Origin of the sequence: Paenibacillus gyeongsangnamensis, from assembly GCF_027533625.1 — a bacterium.
Lineage (GTDB): Bacteria > Bacillota > Bacilli > Paenibacillales > NBRC-103111 > Paenibacillus_G > Paenibacillus_G gyeongsangnamensis.
Genome location: NZ_JAQAGZ010000021.1, coordinates 149704 through 168623 on the forward strand (window position 1 = coordinate 149704; position 18920 = coordinate 168623).

The window sequence follows — 18920 nt, forward strand, 5'->3', positions numbered from 1 at the left end:
ATATCTACTTTTTTTCGAACCAAGCAAACCCTCTTATATGCAGACAAAATAAGTAATCCATCTTCATCTCCCCACAGCAGCAAATGATTCGTTGTTATCTTTATATCCGTCGATTAAAAGATTGGTTTTCAATAAGTCCTAATACTAAGTACATCATTAACGACAAGACCTATTTCACTGACATTTATTAGGTCTCTACTTGTAAATGTAGTAAGTACTATGTTGTTGAGGTTGTGTCTATATAACTGGCACTTAAGTTTTAGAGTTGGATACAAAGAAATTACCTTCTGAGGCGACCTGTTGATCTCGGAAATAAATCCTTGTACGGCATTGCGGATCTCTTCGACAGTCTTGTAGAACACGTTGTAAATGACGGATTTCTTAAGCCACCCCCAAAGACCCTCGACTAAATTTAATTTCGGACTGTACGGGGGAAGGAACATAAATTTCAGATTTTTATGTTTCATCAAGAACGGCTGAATCAATTTCGCGTGGTGGATACGGGCATTATCCAGTTACCCCGCATGTGTACCAGGGCGATCTGGGGCCGGCGATCGAGCGGATGGAGGCTCTGGCCGGCAACGTTCCCTGGTCCCGTATCGCCATCGACTGCCATAAGCGGTTCAACCGCTCCAGCCTCGCGCATTTCATGGACTATTTGCAGAAAAAGGATGCAACGCCTTACTGGATTGAAGACGTTTTTCAGTTGGCGGATCAGTCCGACTTTGATGTTTTCCGCAACCGGTAACCGCATATCCAATGGGTGGCGGGGGAAACCGCGCTTCATTTGTCTCCGGAACGGCCCGGAATAGGATTGCAATCGGCGGACCATTTTTTGTCCGAATACGGCAAGCTTTGGATGTCCGGTTCATGGAAAAAAAACCTTGTTCCCGGTTATCGCGGGTTCAAGGGTATGAAGGACGATGCGTTGATGATTCATCGGAATCTATGTTTTGAAAAGATTGCGTACGGAGATCTATCAGCTAACCGGCTTTCCGTACCGCCGGACACGCAGCTTCGCCTGCTCGGCATGTGCTGCGAAGTTTTCCAGCTCGCACAGGCGCGTGCAATACTCGCCCACAAAAGCACTGGCTTCGGGAGTGACCTTTTGATACGTGACGGTCTTGATGAATTTCCCGACCCAAAGTCCGCCGGTGTATTTTGCCGCCTGCTTCGTCGGCAGTGTATGGTTAGTGCCGATCACCTTGTCGCCGTAAGCGACATTGGTCTCGGGGCCGAGAAACAGTGCGCCGTAGTTGGTCATATGCTGTAAAAAATAGTCAGGGTCTGCGGTCAGCACCTGCACATGCTCATAAGCGAGCTTATCCGCTTCCGCCACCGCTTCCTGCTCGTCCTCGACTAAGATGATGCAGCCGTAGTCCTGCCATGCAGCGCGGGCAACATCTCCTGTTGGAAGCAGCTTTAACTGCCGTTCAATTTCCACTAACGTTTCCTGTGCCAGCTTCTCGGTTGTGGTAATCAACGCGCAAGGAGAAGTCGGGCCGTGCTCGGCCTGTCCCAGCAGATCCGTGGCGACCATTTCCGCGTCGGCGGTATCATCGGCGATGATCAAAACTTCCGTGGGCCCGGCGAACAAATCAATGCCCACCTTGCCGAACAGTTGTCTTTTCGCTTCGGCTACATAGGCATTGCCGGGGCCCACAATCATATCGACCGGCGCGATGGTTTCAGTCCCCAATGCCATAGCCGCCATCGCCTGAACGCCGCCGAGAATATATATTTCATCGGCGCCTGCCATAGCCATTGCCGTTACCGTCGCCGCAGGAATTTCACCGTTGATCGGCGGGGTGCAGGCGATGACGCGTTTCACTCCCGCGACTTTCGCAGTCAGCACGCTCATATGGGCTGAGGCGACCATCGGATATCTTCCGCCTGGGACGTAGCAGCCGACGCTGTTTACAGGAATATTTTTATGACCAAGGATGACGCCGGGCGAGTTTTCCACTTCAACATCCTGCAAGGCCGATTTTTGGGCCTCGGCAAACCGTCGGACATTGGCCTGAGCAAACCTGATATCTTCGATCGTTTGTGCAGGCAGGCTGTTCATCAGCCGATCGATTTGCTCCGCAGAAAGTCTGAAGCTTTCCGGCGACCACTTATCCAAGTTAGCGGATAGCTCACGCACCGCCGCGTCGCCTCTATTCTGCACATCGTCCAACAGTTTTTGCACCGTTTCTCTTACTTCAGCTTCCGTTTTCGCTAGCTCTGATTTACTTTTTCCTGTCTTTAAAAATTGAGCCATTTGATCAACTCCATTCAGTATTAGTCGTGTTTCTATGCAGTGTATTACCTTGAATGTATTACGCGGATAAGCTGTTTTCTTCCTGAACCAGAATGTTGCGCCCTTTGTTTTCGGGAAGGAAGATCAGCATTGCTACCATCATAATAAACAAGACGGAAAATAAAGAGAGCGTAGCCCCCAATCCGATTTTCGGGGAAACATAGCCGATGTAATAAGGGGAAAACGCTGAAACTAATCGGCCTATATTCGTAAGCACGTTGAGCGCAGTCGATCTTACATGGGTAGGGAACATCTCACTGTAAAATGCCCCTTGGCCCGCATTCGCTCCAAAGATTAAAAAACCGAAAATAATGCCCAAAACCAACAATGCGGTATTGCTGGAAGCATGACCGTAAAAATAAAGCACTACAGCGGAAACGATCAGGTAAGGGGCATAAGTAGCTTTTCTGCCGAAGCGGTCCGAAAACCATCCGAAGGCGTTCGCACCGATGAAACCGGCCACATTCAGCGCAACGATGAAAATTCCCGTTTTAGCGATCGACAGCTGATGCTCGGTGTATAGCATGGTAGGTACCCAAGTCATGACGCCCCAGTAGGTGATATAGCTGCCAAGAATGAAAATGAGAAGCGGCAGCGTGACCCGAATGTGCTGTTTGGAAAAGATATAGACCAAAGGAAACGAGCTCTTTTGAATATCCTGTTGGCTTGCCTGGTTTCTCCTCAGCTTTTCCTTGATTTCGGCGCGTTCTTTTTTGATTTCTTCAAAGGCCGGCGACTCCGGAACATTTTTCCGGATCCAGAAGACGACCAAAGCGGGGACAACGCCTACTACAAACAACCCTTTCCATCCGAACATGGGAGCAAACACGGAGAACACGACGGCTGCCAGACCGTATCCGACAGGCCATCCGGAATGAACGAAGCTCGCTGCTCTCGCACGCAATTTGGGATCCCACGACTCAGCGATTAATGCTTGCGCCAATCCCCATTCCGCGCCGAGTCCAACCCCGGTGAGGAATCTAAAAAACATTAATTGCTCCACATTTTGCGACAAGGCGCACAAACCGGTGAAGATGGAATATGCAAGGATCGTGATGCTCAACATTCGTACCCTGCCGAAATACTCGCCCAGTATGCCCATGGTCCATCCGCCTAAAACGGCGCCAAACGTAGTCACTGTTGCAATCAAGCCGGCATCGCTTCCTGAAACTCCCCAGGTTGTGATGATTAACGGCATAACAAAGGAAAGAAGCATCCAATCGAACGAATCCAGGCAGTATCCCAAAAAAGAAGCCGAAAGCGTCTTCCATTGATATTTGGTAATATTCATTTTGATTTCCTCCTTTTAATTGTTGTTGTATAAAATATCAAGCACGGTGTCGGTCAATATTTGCGCCGCCAAAGCCACTTCATTCAAGTCCACATACTCGTGATTGGTGTGAGCTACCTTCAGGTCTCCCGGTCCGAAAATAACCGACGGTATTTTTCCATATGTAATCAACCAGTCCGCATCGCAGTGGGAGACAAACCCGATAGGAGTGGCAGCTGAATGCGCATGCTTTTTAATATTAGCCAACAAGTGTTGTACCACAGGCTCGTTTGAGTTTATTTCGGCGGGAAATCCTTGGTACGGAACCGTCAATTCATAAGAGTAGCTGCTGTCTTTGATAACATCTTCAATAATTGTGCGAATTTCATGCAATGAATCCTCCGCGCTCTGTCCGGGGACGAGTCCTCGGTCAATAAGGATAGAACATTGCTCAGGCACGATATTCGAAACGATTCCTCCTTCGATTGTTCCGATATTAAAGGTGGAGTAACGCCCCAAAATATCCGAATAAGGCCGCTGAATTTTCCGCTCCATCTCGTTAATAAGCTCGGCCATTTTCGAAATCGCGTTCAAACCCATCTCGGGCGTATTCGCATGGGCTGCGCGTCCCTTTACCGTCACTTTGTATTCTGTTCGGCCAATCTGCGCGATACACGGCAGAAGAGAAGTTGGTTCAGCTACAATCGCCATATCGGCTGTGAACCCGTCACTTAGTGCCAGCATCGTTCCTTTGCTGCTCGGGGGGGATATTTCTTCCCTGACGAACGCGCCGAATATTAGCGTTCCTTTTAATGGACGGCCGCTTTGGGCAACATGGACAAAGGCGGCGAGCATCGCGGCCAACCCTCCTTTGACGTCGCATGCGCCTCTGCCATAAATGTGGTTATCAATAATTTCGGCGCCGAATGGATCTTTTTCCCAGCCTTCTCCCTCCGGAACCGTATCCATATGTGCGTGCAGCAGCAGTACCGGATGGCCGGAGCCGATTTTGGCGAACACATTTCCGTTGCGATCCGACCAGGTTTCGGCCCTGCTTTTGTGCAAATACGTTTGAATGTAATCGGCAATGTTCGCTTCTTCATAGCTTCTGCTCGGTATGCGAATAAGCTCCCGGAGCAGCAGAGTGACTTCGTCAGCTGAAAGCATGGGATAAAACCTCCTGAATGTAATTGTCTGCGGTCAGATTCCTGTACGCTGTATTTCCTGATAAAACTTGTGATTGAGACGAAACACGATGCGGGGCTTGCCCTTTTTGTTGATCAATTCCTTGCCCACTTTGTCGATCACCTGCTGGCTCGATAGATGCTGTAAAAGCCGGCGCGCACTTCGTGCACTAATGCCGAACTGAGTTGCAATGTCGTAGGCGGTAAAACGGTCCAATTTCATTTCGGCGATGGTTTTTATTGATCTTTCGAGCAAAATCGGACTTAAGCCGGTAATTCCGGATAGCTCCATAAGAATTGGCTCGGTCACCGTCAGTCTTTCGGTTTTAGGGTTTGCGACGCCGATAGGGCCGATGATCGTTTTGTCAGGATGACATATGAAGCAGCTGTTTTCTCCTTGTTCCCTTGATTTTTGCAAGGAAATTTTTGCATGATAGCCTGCGGTTGAAGCCGTTCCCGCAATACCAACACCAATTCGAATCTGAAAAACGGACTTCAACGCTCCGAGACTGAACGGCATGGCCGTCATAGGTTGGGCAGAGCTTCCAAAATGTTCCCGGGTTGTCGCAATCATATATTGATCGCGTATGCTTCGCGTAAAGCTGCCCTCCACCTCCTGAGCAAAGTTTAAAATAGACCGCTCCAGTTCCAATTGTTTTTCGCACAGCTCGCTGGCGGTATAGAGCATCTCATTGATCGGAGCGGCTTCGATGATAATAACGACCATTTGATTCGCCTGATTGGTCAGTGTTTCGCCCATCAGCGACGCCTTCTCCAGCGTATCGGCAATAGTGGAGCGCGGGGGCATAATACGAATTACGGGAACCTTCCGTTCAAGCAGCTGGAGATGGGCGGCCTGGAGACAGGTGAAAGCGGATTCGATTTTCCCTTGTTCATATAAACGCGTATGGTAATCGACGAACTCATGAACCGTCAGCGGTTTATTGTACTGCAAGCAGAACACTTGCTCGGGATACAGTCCCAACTCATTCAGCGTATCGCTTACTTCCTGCTCGTAGATCGTATCAATGCTTATTTTGTTCAGCGGATGTTGTGATTGAACTGCATGAAACAATGCCCGATACAGTGCCTTTCCGCCGAACGGAATGTGTACCATCGGAAACTTGTTCTTGTATACTTTGGCCGCATTAAAATAAGGAATCGGCCCGGTGAACAATACGCCGTCAAATTTTCCCTCGTTCTTTTGGAGGATTGCCACGGCTTCATCTAAATAATGATAGGGACGGGGAAGCAATTGAAGCTTTTGAAACATATAACCGAGCTCCAAAACCTGTGACACGTTATCCTGTGGCCCGACAATCAGTAGACGAAATTGTTGCTGTTTCATGGGTTGAGCCACCTCCCTTTGGCCGTAAATGGCCGTTATTGTAATGATTGTTGAAACATTCAGATTAAGCGGTACTTCTTTATTCAACCGAATTATTTTTGATCATCCTCGTGTATGACCATTAATCGGCCGTTAATACAGTAAAGATTTTTACCATTATACATAAATCGACATGGCGAGTAAACCGTTATTTGAAAATTTGTGTAATAGGAAATGATTGGAACCAAAAAGCGTTTGCTAAAGTTACCCCCTTGAGCGCAGAGCGCCCCTTATGTACATAGGCAGCCCCTTCTATATAAGTGGCACTAAAGGAATTTTGGAAACAAATGTCTAATACCTACAGGTAAAACCTTGTTGCCTGTGGGAGGCGATCCGAATGAAGAACTTCCTCCGTGCTGACAACCAGAATCCAGAAATTCAAGCGGTAAAATCAGCTATCAAGTCGACGAAAGATAAACGAATGTTTGAACGATACTAAACCATCAATTTCACTCAAAGTACCTTGGGCAATGCCAACTGCACTGGAGTATTCAATCTGTGTCATATTATTGATTTTTCGAATTTACTTTATTCTTTCACCAATATTATTCAATACAAATGTTCTCCTTATTGCAATAAAATACACAAAAAAATTTCGTTTGCAATTTTCTTAATCTCATCGCCAAGAAAAATGCACGAAGGCCGTGCCCAAACCCTTCAGGGTTTGGGACACGGCCATTCTAGCGCGGGAACGATCAGTTAGTTGTCGCCATCTTTGTTACCGTTCGACTTGCTGCCGCTTGGGGCCGGCATATGCCAGTCGGCTCCGGGCACCTCGTTGGGGTACAACACCTTGGAGTCGCCCGGGTAAGGTTGGGTGAAGTTGTTCGACGCGTACCAGATCGCGCGGTTGGATTGGGCCATGTTGGCCATGTCTTCGCTCGTCCAGTTCTGGCCGTTCGACCACTCCGCCCAAGCTTTGGCCACTCCGGTGAGCTGGCTGATGGGCTGGTTCATGACATCAAGCGGGAACTGATTGGGCAGTGCCGTGTACGGCGTGTAGTCCGGCTTGTTAGTAAATGCGTCGTACATAGGAACCGCGGCCATGTCCATCTGGTTCATCGGGGGCAGGCCAAGGATCTGCTCGATGGTGCGCGTGACGTTAAGCTGCGTGTAGTAGTTGTGGACTACTTCTCCGCGCTTGGCGTAAGGGCTGAAGATCAGCGTCGGGTTGCGGTGACCGTCGGTGTGGTCGACGCCGTCCTGGGTGTCGTCCTCGATCATAAACACAGCGGAGTCCTTGCCGAACTTGCTGTGCGAGATCGCGTCGACGATGCGGCCGACGGCCAAGTCGTTGTCAGCCACCATGGACGCAGGTATCGGCTGGTTCGCCGACGTGCCGGACGTGTGGTCGGTCGGCATTTGCACCACGTTGAGCTGCGGCAGCGAGCCATCATTCTCGTACTGCTTCAAGTCCCGCAGGAAGATGTCCGCGCGGTACTGGTCCGGGATCTGCATCTGGAAGCCAGGGAAGTCACCCTGGGTGATCTTTCTCAGTCCCGGGACGTCGGTCCAAGCCTGGTAGGAACCTACCGGCGTATGGAGCTGGCCGTTCGCCTTGCCCTCCAGGATCTTGGAGTCCTGGTACCACTGCTGCCAGCTGCTCTTGTCCGGATTGCCGCTCGCATCCTGGAAGCGGCTCGTGTACTCGCCCCAGTTTCGTACGCTCACACCATGCTTCGTTGCATTGTCCCAGAGGAAGCCGGACTTGGCGTAGGCAAGCGCGTCACCGCCGTTGTACGGATAGCTGCGGGTGTAGTGGCCGATCGACTGGTTCAGATAGTCGTTAACGAATGCCTGCGTCAGGTACTGGTGGCCGTCCGCCGACATCGTGCCGCTGGAGTACAGGTTGTCGATCAGCGGGCCCTGGGTGGCTAGGGCATGGAAGTTCGGCGTCACCATTTGGCCGAACTGCGTCAGCAGCGGGTCACCGTTACCGCGCTTGTCGTCTCCTAGAACCTGGTCGTACGTGCGGTTCTCTTTTATGATCAGGAACACATGCTTGATCGTTGAAGGGTCACCGATACGCTTTGGAATCGCAACTGGTGCGGCTTTGCCGTTACCGGTTTGGTTGCGCTTCTGGATGCCCTGCCAGTTGTTGTTCTTCCACACCTGCTTCGTGTATTCCTGCATCTGCTCGGAGGTCGGCTTCGCCACTACGCTGACCGTGCCGATGCTGGAGTAAACCGAGTGGCCGAAGCCGGGCATCGTACCAAGCCCATGGGTCTGCATCTTCAAGTCGCCCAGCGAGCCGACGCCCTTCTGACTGGCGATCACCAGCTTGTTCAGCGCTGGGACGAATTCGATACTGCCAGGGTACCAACCGGTGGGGATAAGTCCCTCGAAGACGGCGGGCTGAGACGCGTCGTGGTACTCGTACACGGCCACGGCATTGTCTGTGCCCAGGCTCACAGCAACATGGGTATCATCCAGCATCGCCAACGCGTTCGGCGAGCTGCCGAACGGCGCGCCCGGGATCGGGTTGACGTCGAAAGTATGGCTGAGCTGTTGCTTGGCGGTGTCGATGACCGACACGCTGTCGTCGTTGGAGTTGGCAACCAGCAGGTCGGTGCCGTGCGCGAGCAGAGCGGACGGTTGCAGGCCTACGTCGTAGGTGCGGACCTCTTTGCCACCCACGAAGTCAACCTCCGACACCGTGCCGGTCGTGGCTGAACCGTCCTGGTTGTTAGCCACGATCGCCGTACCGTACGAGTCATTGGTACTGTCGCTGGTGGTCGCGGGGCGGCCACCCTGGTTGCTCACATAGGCATGGTTGCCAATGACCACGACATCTCGGGGCGCGTTGCCGACCGGGATTTGCCTTACCACGGCTCCGGTCACGGCATCGAGCACCGCGAGGGTGTTGTTGCCGTTCAGCGTCACGAGGATCTGCTGGCCGTCCGGCGTGAACGCCAGCCCCGAAGGGATCGCGGCCCTGCCCGCCACGCCCGGCAGCGGGATTGAGGTGGGGTTGGAGAGAGTACCGTCCGCGGCCACCTGCCAGCGCAGCAGGTTCTTTGTCTGTGCCGCCCACAGGGTGGAACCGTCAGGCGAGTACAGCAGGCCGCCATAGGAGATCTTGCCGCTGCCGACACCTGCCGGCGCGGAGACCTGCTGGATCACCTTCAAGGTGGTCAGGTTGGTGACGGTGAACTGGCCCTTGCCGTCCCATGTCATGTTGACGGCGGTCTTGCCGTCGGGACGCACCTTGAGGGCCATCGGGCGGCCGGTCTGCTCGACCGTGTCGCCGGCGGGCTTCACGAACTGGTTGGTGGTGGTCAGTACCGAACCGTCCGGCTGCCGGCCTACCTTTGGATATTCGTACTTTGCGAAGGCTACGCTTGAACTAAAAGTCAGTGCTGCTAGTGTAACTACAGTGACTAGCTTTTTCTTACTCTTAATTTTCAAATAATTTCCCTCCTTTAAGTTTTATCTTATTTGCTTAATTAGTCATGTAGTAAGACTAATTAAGCCCAGTTAAAGATACCATAAATATGATTAAAATTATTTAAAGAAATTTTAAGTTATTATTAAGGATTTTTAATGTGAAACCTCTGAGATCTTGAAATCCTCTGGCTCGTCGGAGTCAACATAAGCTTGATGATGCTTCTTATGGGTTCAGGCTACATAAGGTTTGATCGGGGAATGGACGACTGATCTTAATTATTGATTCCGTTTTTCTCGATCGTTGCCTTCATATCCGGCAATGCTTCACGAATCCAATAAGGAACGATCTCGCCAGAATCGATCATGGCCAGCACCCGGTCGATGGATGCTGCAAAAAAACGCCTAGCGCGCAACGGCAACGGGTAATTCGTATACAAAAACACAGCTGCCGGCGGGATCCGGAACGAAAATCTGTATACAAAAACAAAAGTAGCCCGTGGCAGGCCGGCAGGCTGCGCGTTCTTTTTTGCCTCATCTTCACTTTCGTTTTACGTCGACGCCCTGCCCTGAATTTCTGCTAAACAATCATTCAGCAAGCCCTATGTACGGATGCAACAACTCTCCAGCTATCCGGCATCAGCAGCGGAACAACAAAAAAAAGCTTAATCATAGCTGTAGCTGCAACTCTGATTAAGCGCTGAGATTTACCATGTGCACCCTGCTTTAAACGTCGCGCGATTTCTGCAGCAACAATTGGCGGCATTTCACGTAAGTTGTTAACATGCCGGGCAGATTAAGTGGCGGTTCACCGTCTTCAAGGAGCAATGCCCGGACAGCGGCGACATATCCCTTTGCTACCTGAACTTCCGTGGATATCGTTGCTTCTGGCGTATCGCTCGAAGAGTCGTGTTTCGTCGCGGCGTTTGTTCGTACGGTCTCGGTTGCCGTTTCTCTTCTTGCTCGATTTTTCGCTCTACATCCCGCAGGCCGCGCATACTTTGTGAATCATTTCTCAACCAACGCTTCATCACTCTAAGATCGCAGGATGGTGTTAAGGATCAAGAGATTACTGGAATTATCACAAGAATTGATCAACAACTTCGCAAGATCAAAATAAGCTGTACTGAAGGGTTTGAATGGATTCCATTGGACGACATCTTAAATATTCAGTTTCAGATTGATTAAATCATAGTGTTTTTAGCGATCTGTTGGATATACTTAAAGTGCAGTGGTGGTTGGTCCCCCCGCTGTGCCCATATCAGAGAAAATCCACCGGTAAAATCAATTAGGGAGGATTTTCGTTTGAAAGAAAAAGGAGCTTGCCGCGGCAAGCTCCTTCGTCGTTTTGTATGGACATGTTCATCAAACATGGTGATTTTGTTCATATGTCCTGAAAACGTTTCTTTTAGGTTCCGCCAAACTTTGCCTGCTGCTGCAATTCATGTGATGCTCTTCATTCAAAACATTTGTCTGATAGTCTATATCACCACGAAGAAAACATTAGAAAAGGGAAGATGACTTCCCCCTGCCTAATCTTACTTAAAAAATGTGTGTCCACCAATGATTACTGTGACTTTAGCATTCGAGTTCGGTTTATGACGTTCTATATTCATATTTGTGAAATACAGCGCGCCCATACTTGGATCACTACCGCTTAAAGCATCATGAACAGCTTGTCTGGCTGAATCAATGGCGGCTTTATTAATCCTTCCGTTTTTAACCGGCGTAAACTGATAGACCCTGCCATTATTAGCATAAATGATATCTTTAATGGATTCGGGAAATAGGCCGGATAAGGCTCTGTTTAATACAACGGCGGCAACGGCAACCTGACCTTCATAAGGCTGATTTCCTGCTTCGGCTGTGACAAGCCTTGCAAGTAACTCCTTATCACTATCTGATACACTTACTCTTTCAGTAGTTTGGGCTTGATTAGGAGTTGTGGAATCAGTTGCATGCTTCTGTTCTGTTGGTTCCGGTATTTGTTCTGCGCTTAACTCGGCCGTCTGTACAGGCGGTTGTACCGACTTTGCAAGTTCTACGTGCTCAGGCAATGGGTTCATTGCTGAAGTAAATACCTTTTTATCAAGAAACAGGCTTACAAATGGTTTCGCAACTTTAATTTCGCTTTCCTGCTGAGATAAGCTTTTCGATTTGGTGATGGAATCGACTTGCTTATTCATGCCATACCTAGTAGTATCTGCGCCAATAGCAACTACGAGGAAGTTGGAAAGGATAGCGGTCAGCAAAAATCCATAAATTGCTGGCTTTCTCACTTTCTCCACACCCTTTTCGTTGTGGAACCACACATGAGATTATCATATACATAGTTTTCGTCTTTGTCTCTATTTTTTTGCTTATATTACCATTTTCATTCAAGAAATCGTGGATCACGATCCATGATGACATGACCTTCCCCAATTCGATATCATAAAATCCTGCCATTTGTCGCGCTTGAATTCCTTTTTTTTCCTCTAAAGATTTTTAAAATTACGGTAAAGGTATGATTATATTTTGGCTTTATATTATAGACATAACCTTTTTTCATTCTCCTTGAGGCCCCCTTTTAAAAGGGGTTTTTTCATGGATAGACGGAAAACTGCAGCCACATACGAATACATAACGGGGTAGTACCAACAAAACGCGGTTATCTTATCTCGTTCCTAGAAAATCCTTGTTTTGTAAGGCTTCCATCAATGTAGATATGTAAACAACGTATTCGCCTTGACAATGAGCCTCGCGGCATCGGATTTTAAATTCGTGCGCCGATGCCCATAGGGCACGGTTTACCTATCAAGGTTATCCGATGCCTACTCATTGTAAAGGCACCACTTCGTTGAATACGCTGTTTACAGAGTTAAGATAGCACGTAAACAAAGTAACATTATCGGCGAAATTCGTTACTTTGTTTACTATGAATAGTATGGATTAAGCCAGTTAAGATAACCGCGTTTTGTTGGTACTACCCCATGCCCATCAAGCTAAGAACAAAGAAACGGATGCATATTATCGGTTCACCCTTGAGCCTGATCCAATTCAGCTCTAAACGGAATTTCGTGCAGACCTAAACAAGCCTTCTCAGGCTGTCTTTTTTTAATTTCTATTTTCTAAGCAGCAGGTCGAGATTTCTGCGAATACTCACCCACCACACCCAGGATGTCAAACACCGTTTTCTTCTCATATCGATGTGACTTGCGTCCATTCTTTTTAAATCATTCGAAAGTGCACTTCTGTCAATATAGTAGACACAGATTTATTACAGCACCGCACTAACGTAGTAATTGCGCTCAAAGTCTGCTGGTGTTGAATATCCAATAGAGGAATGTATGCGCTCATTGTTGTAAAAGACTTCAATGTACTCAAAGATGCTCTTTTGGGCTTCCTCACGCGTCTGGTACTTATTCAGATAAATGAGCTCTTTCTTAATAATGCTGATTCGATACAGGCGTTGTCATAACAGTTTCCTTTTCGACTCATGCTGCTATTCATTGAGTAGTCCTTCAACTGCTTCTGGTAATCGTAAGAAGTCTCCGTTAGTCATAATGAACGAAACGGATCCCATCGCTTAACGTAGGTTGCACTTGGTCATAATGTTACTATCCAATCAAAACAAAGTGTAGAGCTACACACGAAAAGGAGCCGATTATTATGAAGGATGTACAAAAATTTGTTGGTTTAGACGCGCCTCTAAGGACACTATTGCTGTTGCGATTGCTGATTCAGGTCGTGGAGAACCTAGATTTCATAGTACCATTCAAAATAAACCAGAAAACATTCGCAAATTAATGAAAAGTTTAGGTGATCCTGAAAATTTATTTGTTTGTTATGAAGCTGGATCCTCTGGATACGGAATCTACCGATTACTTCTATCTATGGGCATTGAATGTATAGTTGTAGCCCCTACCTCCGTTTTTCGTGAGTATCGGAACTTCGATACCCTCTCTGAGCTTCTTTAAGTGCTGGATTGAAGCGAGTTACACACGAAATGCAAGTTATTCTACTACCATTACCGAATTCGGAACTTTTCTCTGCATTATAGCTCGTTATTTACCAGTTGTTTACATCTACTTTGCGGGTGGTGACAGCTACGTTGGTACTACCCCTATCAAAAAAGGATAAGGCTATCCTTCCGGTCTGAAATTAGACCTTCTACCGCGCGGCTTCTAATGAATGTATGTTCTTGTCCTCCTAAACCTAATTTTTCAGACTTCCGCCCTGTTCAGCCAATATTCTTCGCATTCTTTCGAGCAAAATTGATTGTGCTTCTCATAGCAGTCCGGACAGACGATGTGCTGTTTATGGCAGAAGTCGTTGGCGCAATTAATGTAACGGTCCTCCGTTTTTCCGCAATGGTGGCATTTGCCGACAACGACGGGTTCTACCTGATTGACGGGTACCGAAATCCGTTCGTCGAACACGTACATTTTGCCGTCGAACAGTTTTCCTTGAACTTCGGGATCTTTCCCGTACGTGGCAATCCCGCCGTCCAGCTGATACACCTCTTTAAAGCCTTCGCGCATGAGGAAGCCGGACAGCTTTTCGCAGCGGATACCTCCCGTGCAATACGTCAAAATGGGCTTGTCCTTAAATTGCTCCATGTTTTCGCGAATCCAGTCCGGAAATTCCCGGAACGATTCAACTTCGGGACGGATCGCTCCGCGGAAATGGCCGATATCGAATTCATAGTCGTTGCGGCCGTCCAGGACGATGACATCGTCCCTTTGCAGCATTTCGAAAAACTCTTTCGGTTTCAAGTGCGTACCAGTCATTTCGTTCGGGTTGACATCGTCTTCGAGCCGGAAGGTGACCAGTTCCTTTTTCGGCCGGACAAACATTTTTTGAAAGGCGTGCTCGTCCGCATCGTCAATTTTAAAAACGAGGTCGCGAAACAACGGGTGCTCATTCATGTACCCCAAATATGCGTCCGTTTGATCGACGGTGCCGGATACCGTGCCGTTAATACCCTCAGGGGCAACAAGAATACGGCCCTTTAGTTCAAGACATTTGCACAACTCTCTATGCTCCTGAGCAAATCCTTCCGGATCTTCTATCGTCACGTATTTGTAATACAACAAGATGCGATACGGTTTCTCCCCTTCGGCTGAAGGCTGGTATACGAACCGCGGATCTGCCGCTGGGTACGTTTTAGGACTCATTCTTCATCTTCCTCCTGATCTATAGTATGGTCCGTTTACCGATTAATCTTTATTTTGAATCACGAGGAGCAGACCTCTCCGTATATGAATCCATCCCAGTTTCGGCGATCAACAAATTGCTGATGGCGATTGACTGGCCAAACTCAAGAGTGGCCTCATGAAGCGGATATCGGAACCTCTCCAGCGTAACGCCGGTCACTTCCAAGGTCAGCGGCAAGAGGGATACATACGAATACTTGCAATCAGGATTGTATTGGCCATCGGAATACCGCTAAGCAATGCCTGTATGTCCTTTTCAATTTTATCCAACACTTTAACAATTCGCAAACTCATCTAATAACCGTCTTAAATCCTGCTTCGCTTCAAGGGCAGTTGTGTCCCCAATACTTTGCTTAGCTTTAGCAATTAGCTGCGCAGCCTTTTGCATGCTGGTAGTGCCGCCGCTCGCTTCATATGCGAAGCTTGCGATCAGCGTGGTGAACGGTTATGCGTTCCGTGAGCAGCTTTCTTGGGACAACTACAATGAAGGCAACACGTTGCAGGCTTCCGTGGAAGCTTACCGCGACCGCTTTGGATTCTATCCCAAGGCAGTGCTAGCCGATCAGATTTACCGCACCCGCGACAACCTGCGCTACTGTAAGGAGAAAGGGATTCGTCTTAGCGGACCGAAGCTTGGACGCCCTTCAGATGACCAACAGGAGCAAAAACGAACCGCCAAAGCTGATGCCTCTGCACGCAATGCGGTTGAAGGCAAATTCGGAGAAGGCAAGCGCAGTTAGCTAGTCGTCTGTAGGTGCGCTCGAATACGGCCAAGCCCGTATGCGAGAAACTAAACATAAAATAGAGGATAACACCTGATTATTATTTTGTTTTTGTATTCGCATACTCCTCCTTAAGATTATTAATACAATTTAGACATATGGAGGCTTTACCTAGTTTGTCAGGAGGTACAAGTTCAAATATCTCATTTGGTATTATTTGTTTTGAACACCAGCATTTGGTATAATCTTTACCTAAGGCATTAGCACATTTATTGTCTTTACCACATATAGGGCATATGTTTTTATCTTCTTGATCGCTGATTATAAACCCTCCTTCAGATTCAGTATAAGATTCTTTACGAGTTCGGCAGTTCAACTTTGGTTTATCACTTGCTCCATTAAATCGTATCGTCTCGACGCATATGTCCTTATCTCGCTGCGCGACAATGTAGGTACTTTTGTGCGTTTTTCCGCGACATAAATGTTCCTACACAACGTATTTTTTTGTGCGGAACGCAGATTAATTATGTTGGCACATTTGTGTCGTTAGACACTTGCATTACCTTTCCATTTCGCTTCATTTCAAACTTTTTATATGCTAACAGCGAAGCAAAGAAGAATACAGATGCAATTAATGCACCTATGGGCAGCATTGCCGCGACCTGACCACCAGGGAACACAAATGGGAGCAATGGAAAGGCGTACACGGCTGGCATTCGTATGCCAACAAGACGCAAAAGAATCATCATTAAAATAATATCCAACAGCGTGACTAAAATCCACGAATTAATCGCAAAGTACAACAGCGTTCCGACCATCGCAGAGATGGTTAGCACGAGCCCTTGCTTAAACGCCATCTTTCCGTTGTACATCGGCTTTTGAAGAACTTCATATACCACAACGAGAATTGGCGGGATCACCGCGAGTTGCGGGTAGCCAGCGAGCCAGCATAACGCAATCCATACGAAATTTAACCCCAAGAACACCAGCATGCACTTGTACTGAATCTTCACTTTCTGTTCAAGTCCTTTATTGAATCCAAATATGAGAACCCCAAGCATTAATATCAAGGTGAAAATGAAAACCGATATGATAAATGACCATTCGCTTGCATTCGTCACCAGCGGCAGTAAACCGGTTGCAACCGAAGGTGCCAGGTTCGATTGAACGAGACGTAAAAACAGCATGATGAGCACCAGAGTGAGAATGACTTTCCCTAAGTATGCAATGGATAATTGATTAATCGCAAAACCTATGGCAGCCGTAATCGATGGAGCAATAAAAATCTTCGATGGCTGCCTAATCCATCCTGCTTCCCGGTACACCCACATGGCAATTGCCATTGCCGGAATTTCGGGCAAAATGATTTCGTGATCATTCATCATCACCGAAGCCGTAACCATCCCAAAATAAAGGCAAAAGCCGCGATATAAGAAATCATCGTTTCTTTTTTTGAGACCGGTACATTCATGGTTTTCGCTTCCTTTCATAAACCATAGAAAAAACAAGGGTGACAGGAAGTCCACCCTTGCCATTCAGTAGGTGTTTTGTGAACATGTCTGATGTACGCATTAGTATATTTGTATCCCAAATTTTTGGTATGCTAGTTTTCTAAACTATTTTAGCATCCAAATCCTTGGTCATCGTTAATCTATAAGAACTAATGATCAATTCGTCCAACTTTTGGTTAAGATATACGACCTCTTCTTGATGTAAATCACCACATTTCATCCCAAAATCAACAAGGCGTGATCGTAATGTCTCGATCTCTCCATTTATTTTTTCGATCTCATCCATTTCTCTCTACCTTCCCCCTAAAAACTACGACAAGCATTATCTTCTTATATCAATAAAATCATATAATAATTGGGAATTAATGTAACCATCCAATTGATTTTAAATCTAAACCCTCCAAAACGGGGTCGGTAGATAGTTGGGATATCTCGTCCATATCAATTGTTCTGTCTTCCTTCATCAACGTCACAATCCACCCGCCATAACGTTTGCTCGAATAGCAATTCCAGTATTGATACGGGTAGAACCTCGGCATGACAAAGGATCGTATGTACTCTTGAGCCTCATGTAATGGCGTGTCAGAGGGCAAACCCTCGACAGGTACGGAATTTATTTTGAGTGAGATAAACCTTCCGGACATATGTATAAAACCTGGTGTTTTGTGAGGATGTACCCCATCTACTGTTATTGAACAAATAAGCTATAATGGTTAAAATGGGGGAGATACTTATGGGGTACCGCCACATGCCCATCAAGCTAAGAGCATCGAAAAAGGAACAGATGCAACAGTTCGTCACTTGATCCAAATCAATTAGCTTAGAACTGGATTTTGTGCAGACTTAAACAAGCCTTGACGGCTTCGTTTTTTTGAATTTTCAAATTTCTAGGCAATACATCGAGATTTCTGTCTACACTCATAGACTACACCTAGAATGTCAAATACGGTTTTCTTCTCATATCGATGTGACTTGCGTCCATTCTTTTCAATCATCCGAAAGAGTTGGAGAAGCACTCGCCCAACATCATCCGCTTGTTTATGGCATCATGTAGAGAAAGAAAATATTCTTTTAAGATACAGATCACTTTGAATTCACTGGCTTCTTTCTTTTTCTTCATCAGCAAAAGCCTGCGCATCTGAAACATGAGAGAAGAACTAAGCAAAATGGCGATCAACTGCCCGTATACATGACATTCAAAGCGTTCAGTTTTGATCGGCTTGCACCGGTCGAATGTACTTCCTCCCACTTGTCTGAATCTGTTGTCGCTAAGAAGATAATGGTCTGAATAAGCTTGTATTGACAAGTTGGCTATTATCTTAGATAGTATGGTTTCTTTTGGTAAAATTATTTGGTGATTATAAATAAAAAATAAGTAAGGATCCAGCGAACATTTTAACGTTATCTAAACGAGCATGTGGTAACCTATTGAAAGATAAAGGTCTAAACCTTGTTTACATGTATTCAATGTATTCTTGGTGGCAGCATCAACAAAAAGCAACCCAAAACTAGAACAATACAATCATGTCTACTTCGCTTTTCCTTATATTCGTATTCCTAGCGTAATGAGCTTATTTCTTATCCACGACCAGGAAAAAAACCTCACATTTTTCTATAACGGTATGAACATCGAACAGTGTTCCATAGACATCAAAAACGATGGCTTTAATACTATAATACCCATAATGACCCCTCCAGCTATTTGCTTCAAAGTAACCAGATGCCGATAACGCTTATTTAAATAATATTTGATTCTCCAGTTAGCTCAGGACGCTCTTTAAACGCGAACATTCGTTTGGTATAATGAAATCAAACGTACGTTCGGGAGTGGGTATCATGGCTAAGCAAGAATCGATCAACCTTATTCAATTTCAAAAGAAGTTTCAATCCGAAGAAGATTGCCACCAGCATTTGTTCAAAATGAAGTGGCCCGATGGGTATCGTTGCCCAAAATGCAATCAT

15 protein-coding genes and 5 pseudogenes are annotated in these 18920 nt (G+C 47.0%); 5 read left to right on the forward strand and 15 right to left on the reverse strand.

Annotated elements, in window-relative coordinates; genetic code table 11:
- Nucleotides 1–278 precede the first annotated feature (278 nt).
- A pseudogene (locus O9H85_RS27850) lies at nucleotides 279–515 on the reverse strand (transposase); the annotation flags it as partial.
- A gap of 47 nt (nucleotides 516–562) precedes the next feature.
- Between O9H85_RS27850 and O9H85_RS27855 the strand changes: the two are divergent.
- Nucleotides 563–748, forward strand: coding sequence for a hypothetical protein (locus tag O9H85_RS27855; protein ID WP_269884672.1), 186 nt, complete (start codon nucleotides 563–565; stop codon nucleotides 746–748).
- Nucleotides 749–979: 231 nt separating this feature from the next.
- On the opposite strand, the gene hisD is transcribed toward O9H85_RS27855, so the two are convergent.
- The 6 genes from hisD to O9H85_RS27885 all read right to left on the reverse strand — a co-directional run bounded on the left by hisD (nucleotide 980) and on the right by O9H85_RS27885 (nucleotide 9967).
- On the reverse strand, nucleotides 980–2263 hold the full coding sequence (hisD, locus tag O9H85_RS27860) for a histidinol dehydrogenase (RefSeq protein ID WP_269884673.1): 1284 nt from the start codon (nucleotides 2261–2263) through the stop codon (nucleotides 980–982).
- A gap of 58 nt (nucleotides 2264–2321) precedes the next feature.
- On the reverse strand, nucleotides 2322–3593 hold the full coding sequence (locus O9H85_RS27865) for an MFS transporter (RefSeq protein ID WP_269884674.1): 1272 nt from the start codon (nucleotides 3591–3593) through the stop codon (nucleotides 2322–2324).
- Between the two features lie 15 nt (nucleotides 3594–3608).
- Nucleotides 3609–4739 (reverse strand): M20 family metallopeptidase, encoded by a 1131-nt coding sequence (locus tag O9H85_RS27870; protein WP_269884675.1) that lies wholly within the window; start codon nucleotides 4737–4739, stop codon nucleotides 3609–3611.
- A 33-nt stretch (nucleotides 4740–4772) separates the two neighbouring features.
- On the reverse strand, nucleotides 4773–6104 hold the full coding sequence (locus O9H85_RS27875) for a hypothetical protein (protein ID WP_269884676.1): 1332 nt from the start codon (nucleotides 6102–6104) through the stop codon (nucleotides 4773–4775).
- A 738-nt stretch (nucleotides 6105–6842) separates the two neighbouring features.
- The gene (locus tag O9H85_RS27880; RefSeq protein ID WP_269884677.1) at nucleotides 6843–9551 is read right to left on the reverse strand and encodes a bifunctional YncE family protein/alkaline phosphatase family protein; all 2709 of its coding nucleotides are present in this window, start codon (nucleotides 9549–9551) and stop codon (nucleotides 6843–6845) included.
- Between the two features lie 251 nt (nucleotides 9552–9802).
- Nucleotides 9803–9967, reverse strand: coding sequence for a hypothetical protein (locus O9H85_RS27885; RefSeq protein ID WP_269884678.1), 165 nt, complete (start codon nucleotides 9965–9967; stop codon nucleotides 9803–9805).
- Nucleotides 9968–10436: 469 nt separating this feature from the next.
- On the opposite strand from O9H85_RS27885, the gene O9H85_RS37950 reads away from it, so the two are divergent.
- Nucleotides 10437–10715, forward strand: a complete 279-nt coding sequence (locus O9H85_RS37950; protein ID WP_409348213.1) for a YolD-like family protein — start codon at nucleotides 10437–10439, stop codon at nucleotides 10713–10715.
- A gap of 117 nt (nucleotides 10716–10832) precedes the next feature.
- Nucleotides 10833–11048, forward strand: coding sequence for a hypothetical protein (locus tag O9H85_RS27890; protein ID WP_269884679.1), 216 nt, complete (start codon nucleotides 10833–10835; stop codon nucleotides 11046–11048).
- A 17-nt stretch (nucleotides 11049–11065) separates the two neighbouring features.
- Here O9H85_RS27890 and O9H85_RS27895 read toward each other — a convergent pair whose 3' ends face one another.
- From O9H85_RS27895 to O9H85_RS27910, 4 genes and pseudogenes are all read right to left on the reverse strand, one after another.
- The gene (locus tag O9H85_RS27895; protein WP_269884680.1) at nucleotides 11066–11806 is read right to left on the reverse strand and encodes a cell wall hydrolase; all 741 of its coding nucleotides are present in this window, start codon (nucleotides 11804–11806) and stop codon (nucleotides 11066–11068) included.
- A 980-nt stretch (nucleotides 11807–12786) separates the two neighbouring features.
- Nucleotides 12787–13055, reverse strand: a pseudogene (locus O9H85_RS27900) (transposase); the annotation flags it as partial.
- A gap of 677 nt (nucleotides 13056–13732) precedes the next feature.
- Nucleotides 13733–14686, reverse strand: coding sequence for an oxygen-dependent tRNA uridine(34) hydroxylase TrhO (gene trhO / locus O9H85_RS27905; protein ID WP_269884681.1), 954 nt, complete (start codon nucleotides 14684–14686; stop codon nucleotides 13733–13735).
- Nucleotides 14687–14735: 49 nt separating this feature from the next.
- Entirely contained in the window at nucleotides 14736–14885 is a 150-nt protein-coding gene (locus O9H85_RS27910) for a hypothetical protein (RefSeq protein ID WP_333474277.1), read from the reverse strand.
- Between the two features lie 256 nt (nucleotides 14886–15141).
- Between O9H85_RS27910 and O9H85_RS27915 the strand changes: the two are divergent.
- A pseudogene (locus tag O9H85_RS27915) lies at nucleotides 15142–15459 on the forward strand (transposase); the annotation flags it as partial.
- A gap of 88 nt (nucleotides 15460–15547) precedes the next feature.
- On the opposite strand, the gene O9H85_RS27920 reads toward O9H85_RS27915, so the two are convergent.
- The 4 genes and pseudogenes from O9H85_RS27920 to O9H85_RS27935 all read right to left on the reverse strand — a co-directional run.
- Complete coding sequence (locus O9H85_RS27920; RefSeq protein ID WP_269884682.1) at nucleotides 15548–15823, reverse strand: cysteine-rich CWC family protein; 276 nt, start codon at nucleotides 15821–15823, stop codon at nucleotides 15548–15550.
- 148 nt (nucleotides 15824–15971) lie between these two features.
- A pseudogene (locus tag O9H85_RS27925) lies at nucleotides 15972–16918 on the reverse strand (hypothetical protein).
- Nucleotides 16919–17058: 140 nt separating this feature from the next.
- Nucleotides 17059–17244: an aspartyl-phosphate phosphatase Spo0E family protein gene (locus tag O9H85_RS27930; RefSeq protein ID WP_269884683.1), complete on the reverse strand. Its 186-nt coding sequence runs from the start codon at nucleotides 17242–17244 to the stop codon at nucleotides 17059–17061.
- Between the two features lie 601 nt (nucleotides 17245–17845).
- Nucleotides 17846–18183, reverse strand: a pseudogene (locus O9H85_RS27935) (IS4 family transposase); the annotation flags it as partial.
- Nucleotides 18184–18794: 611 nt separating this feature from the next.
- Between O9H85_RS27935 and O9H85_RS37955 the strand changes: the two are divergent.
- On the forward strand, nucleotides 18795–18920 hold a 126-nt coding region (locus tag O9H85_RS37955; protein WP_409348215.1), incomplete at its 3' end, for a transposase.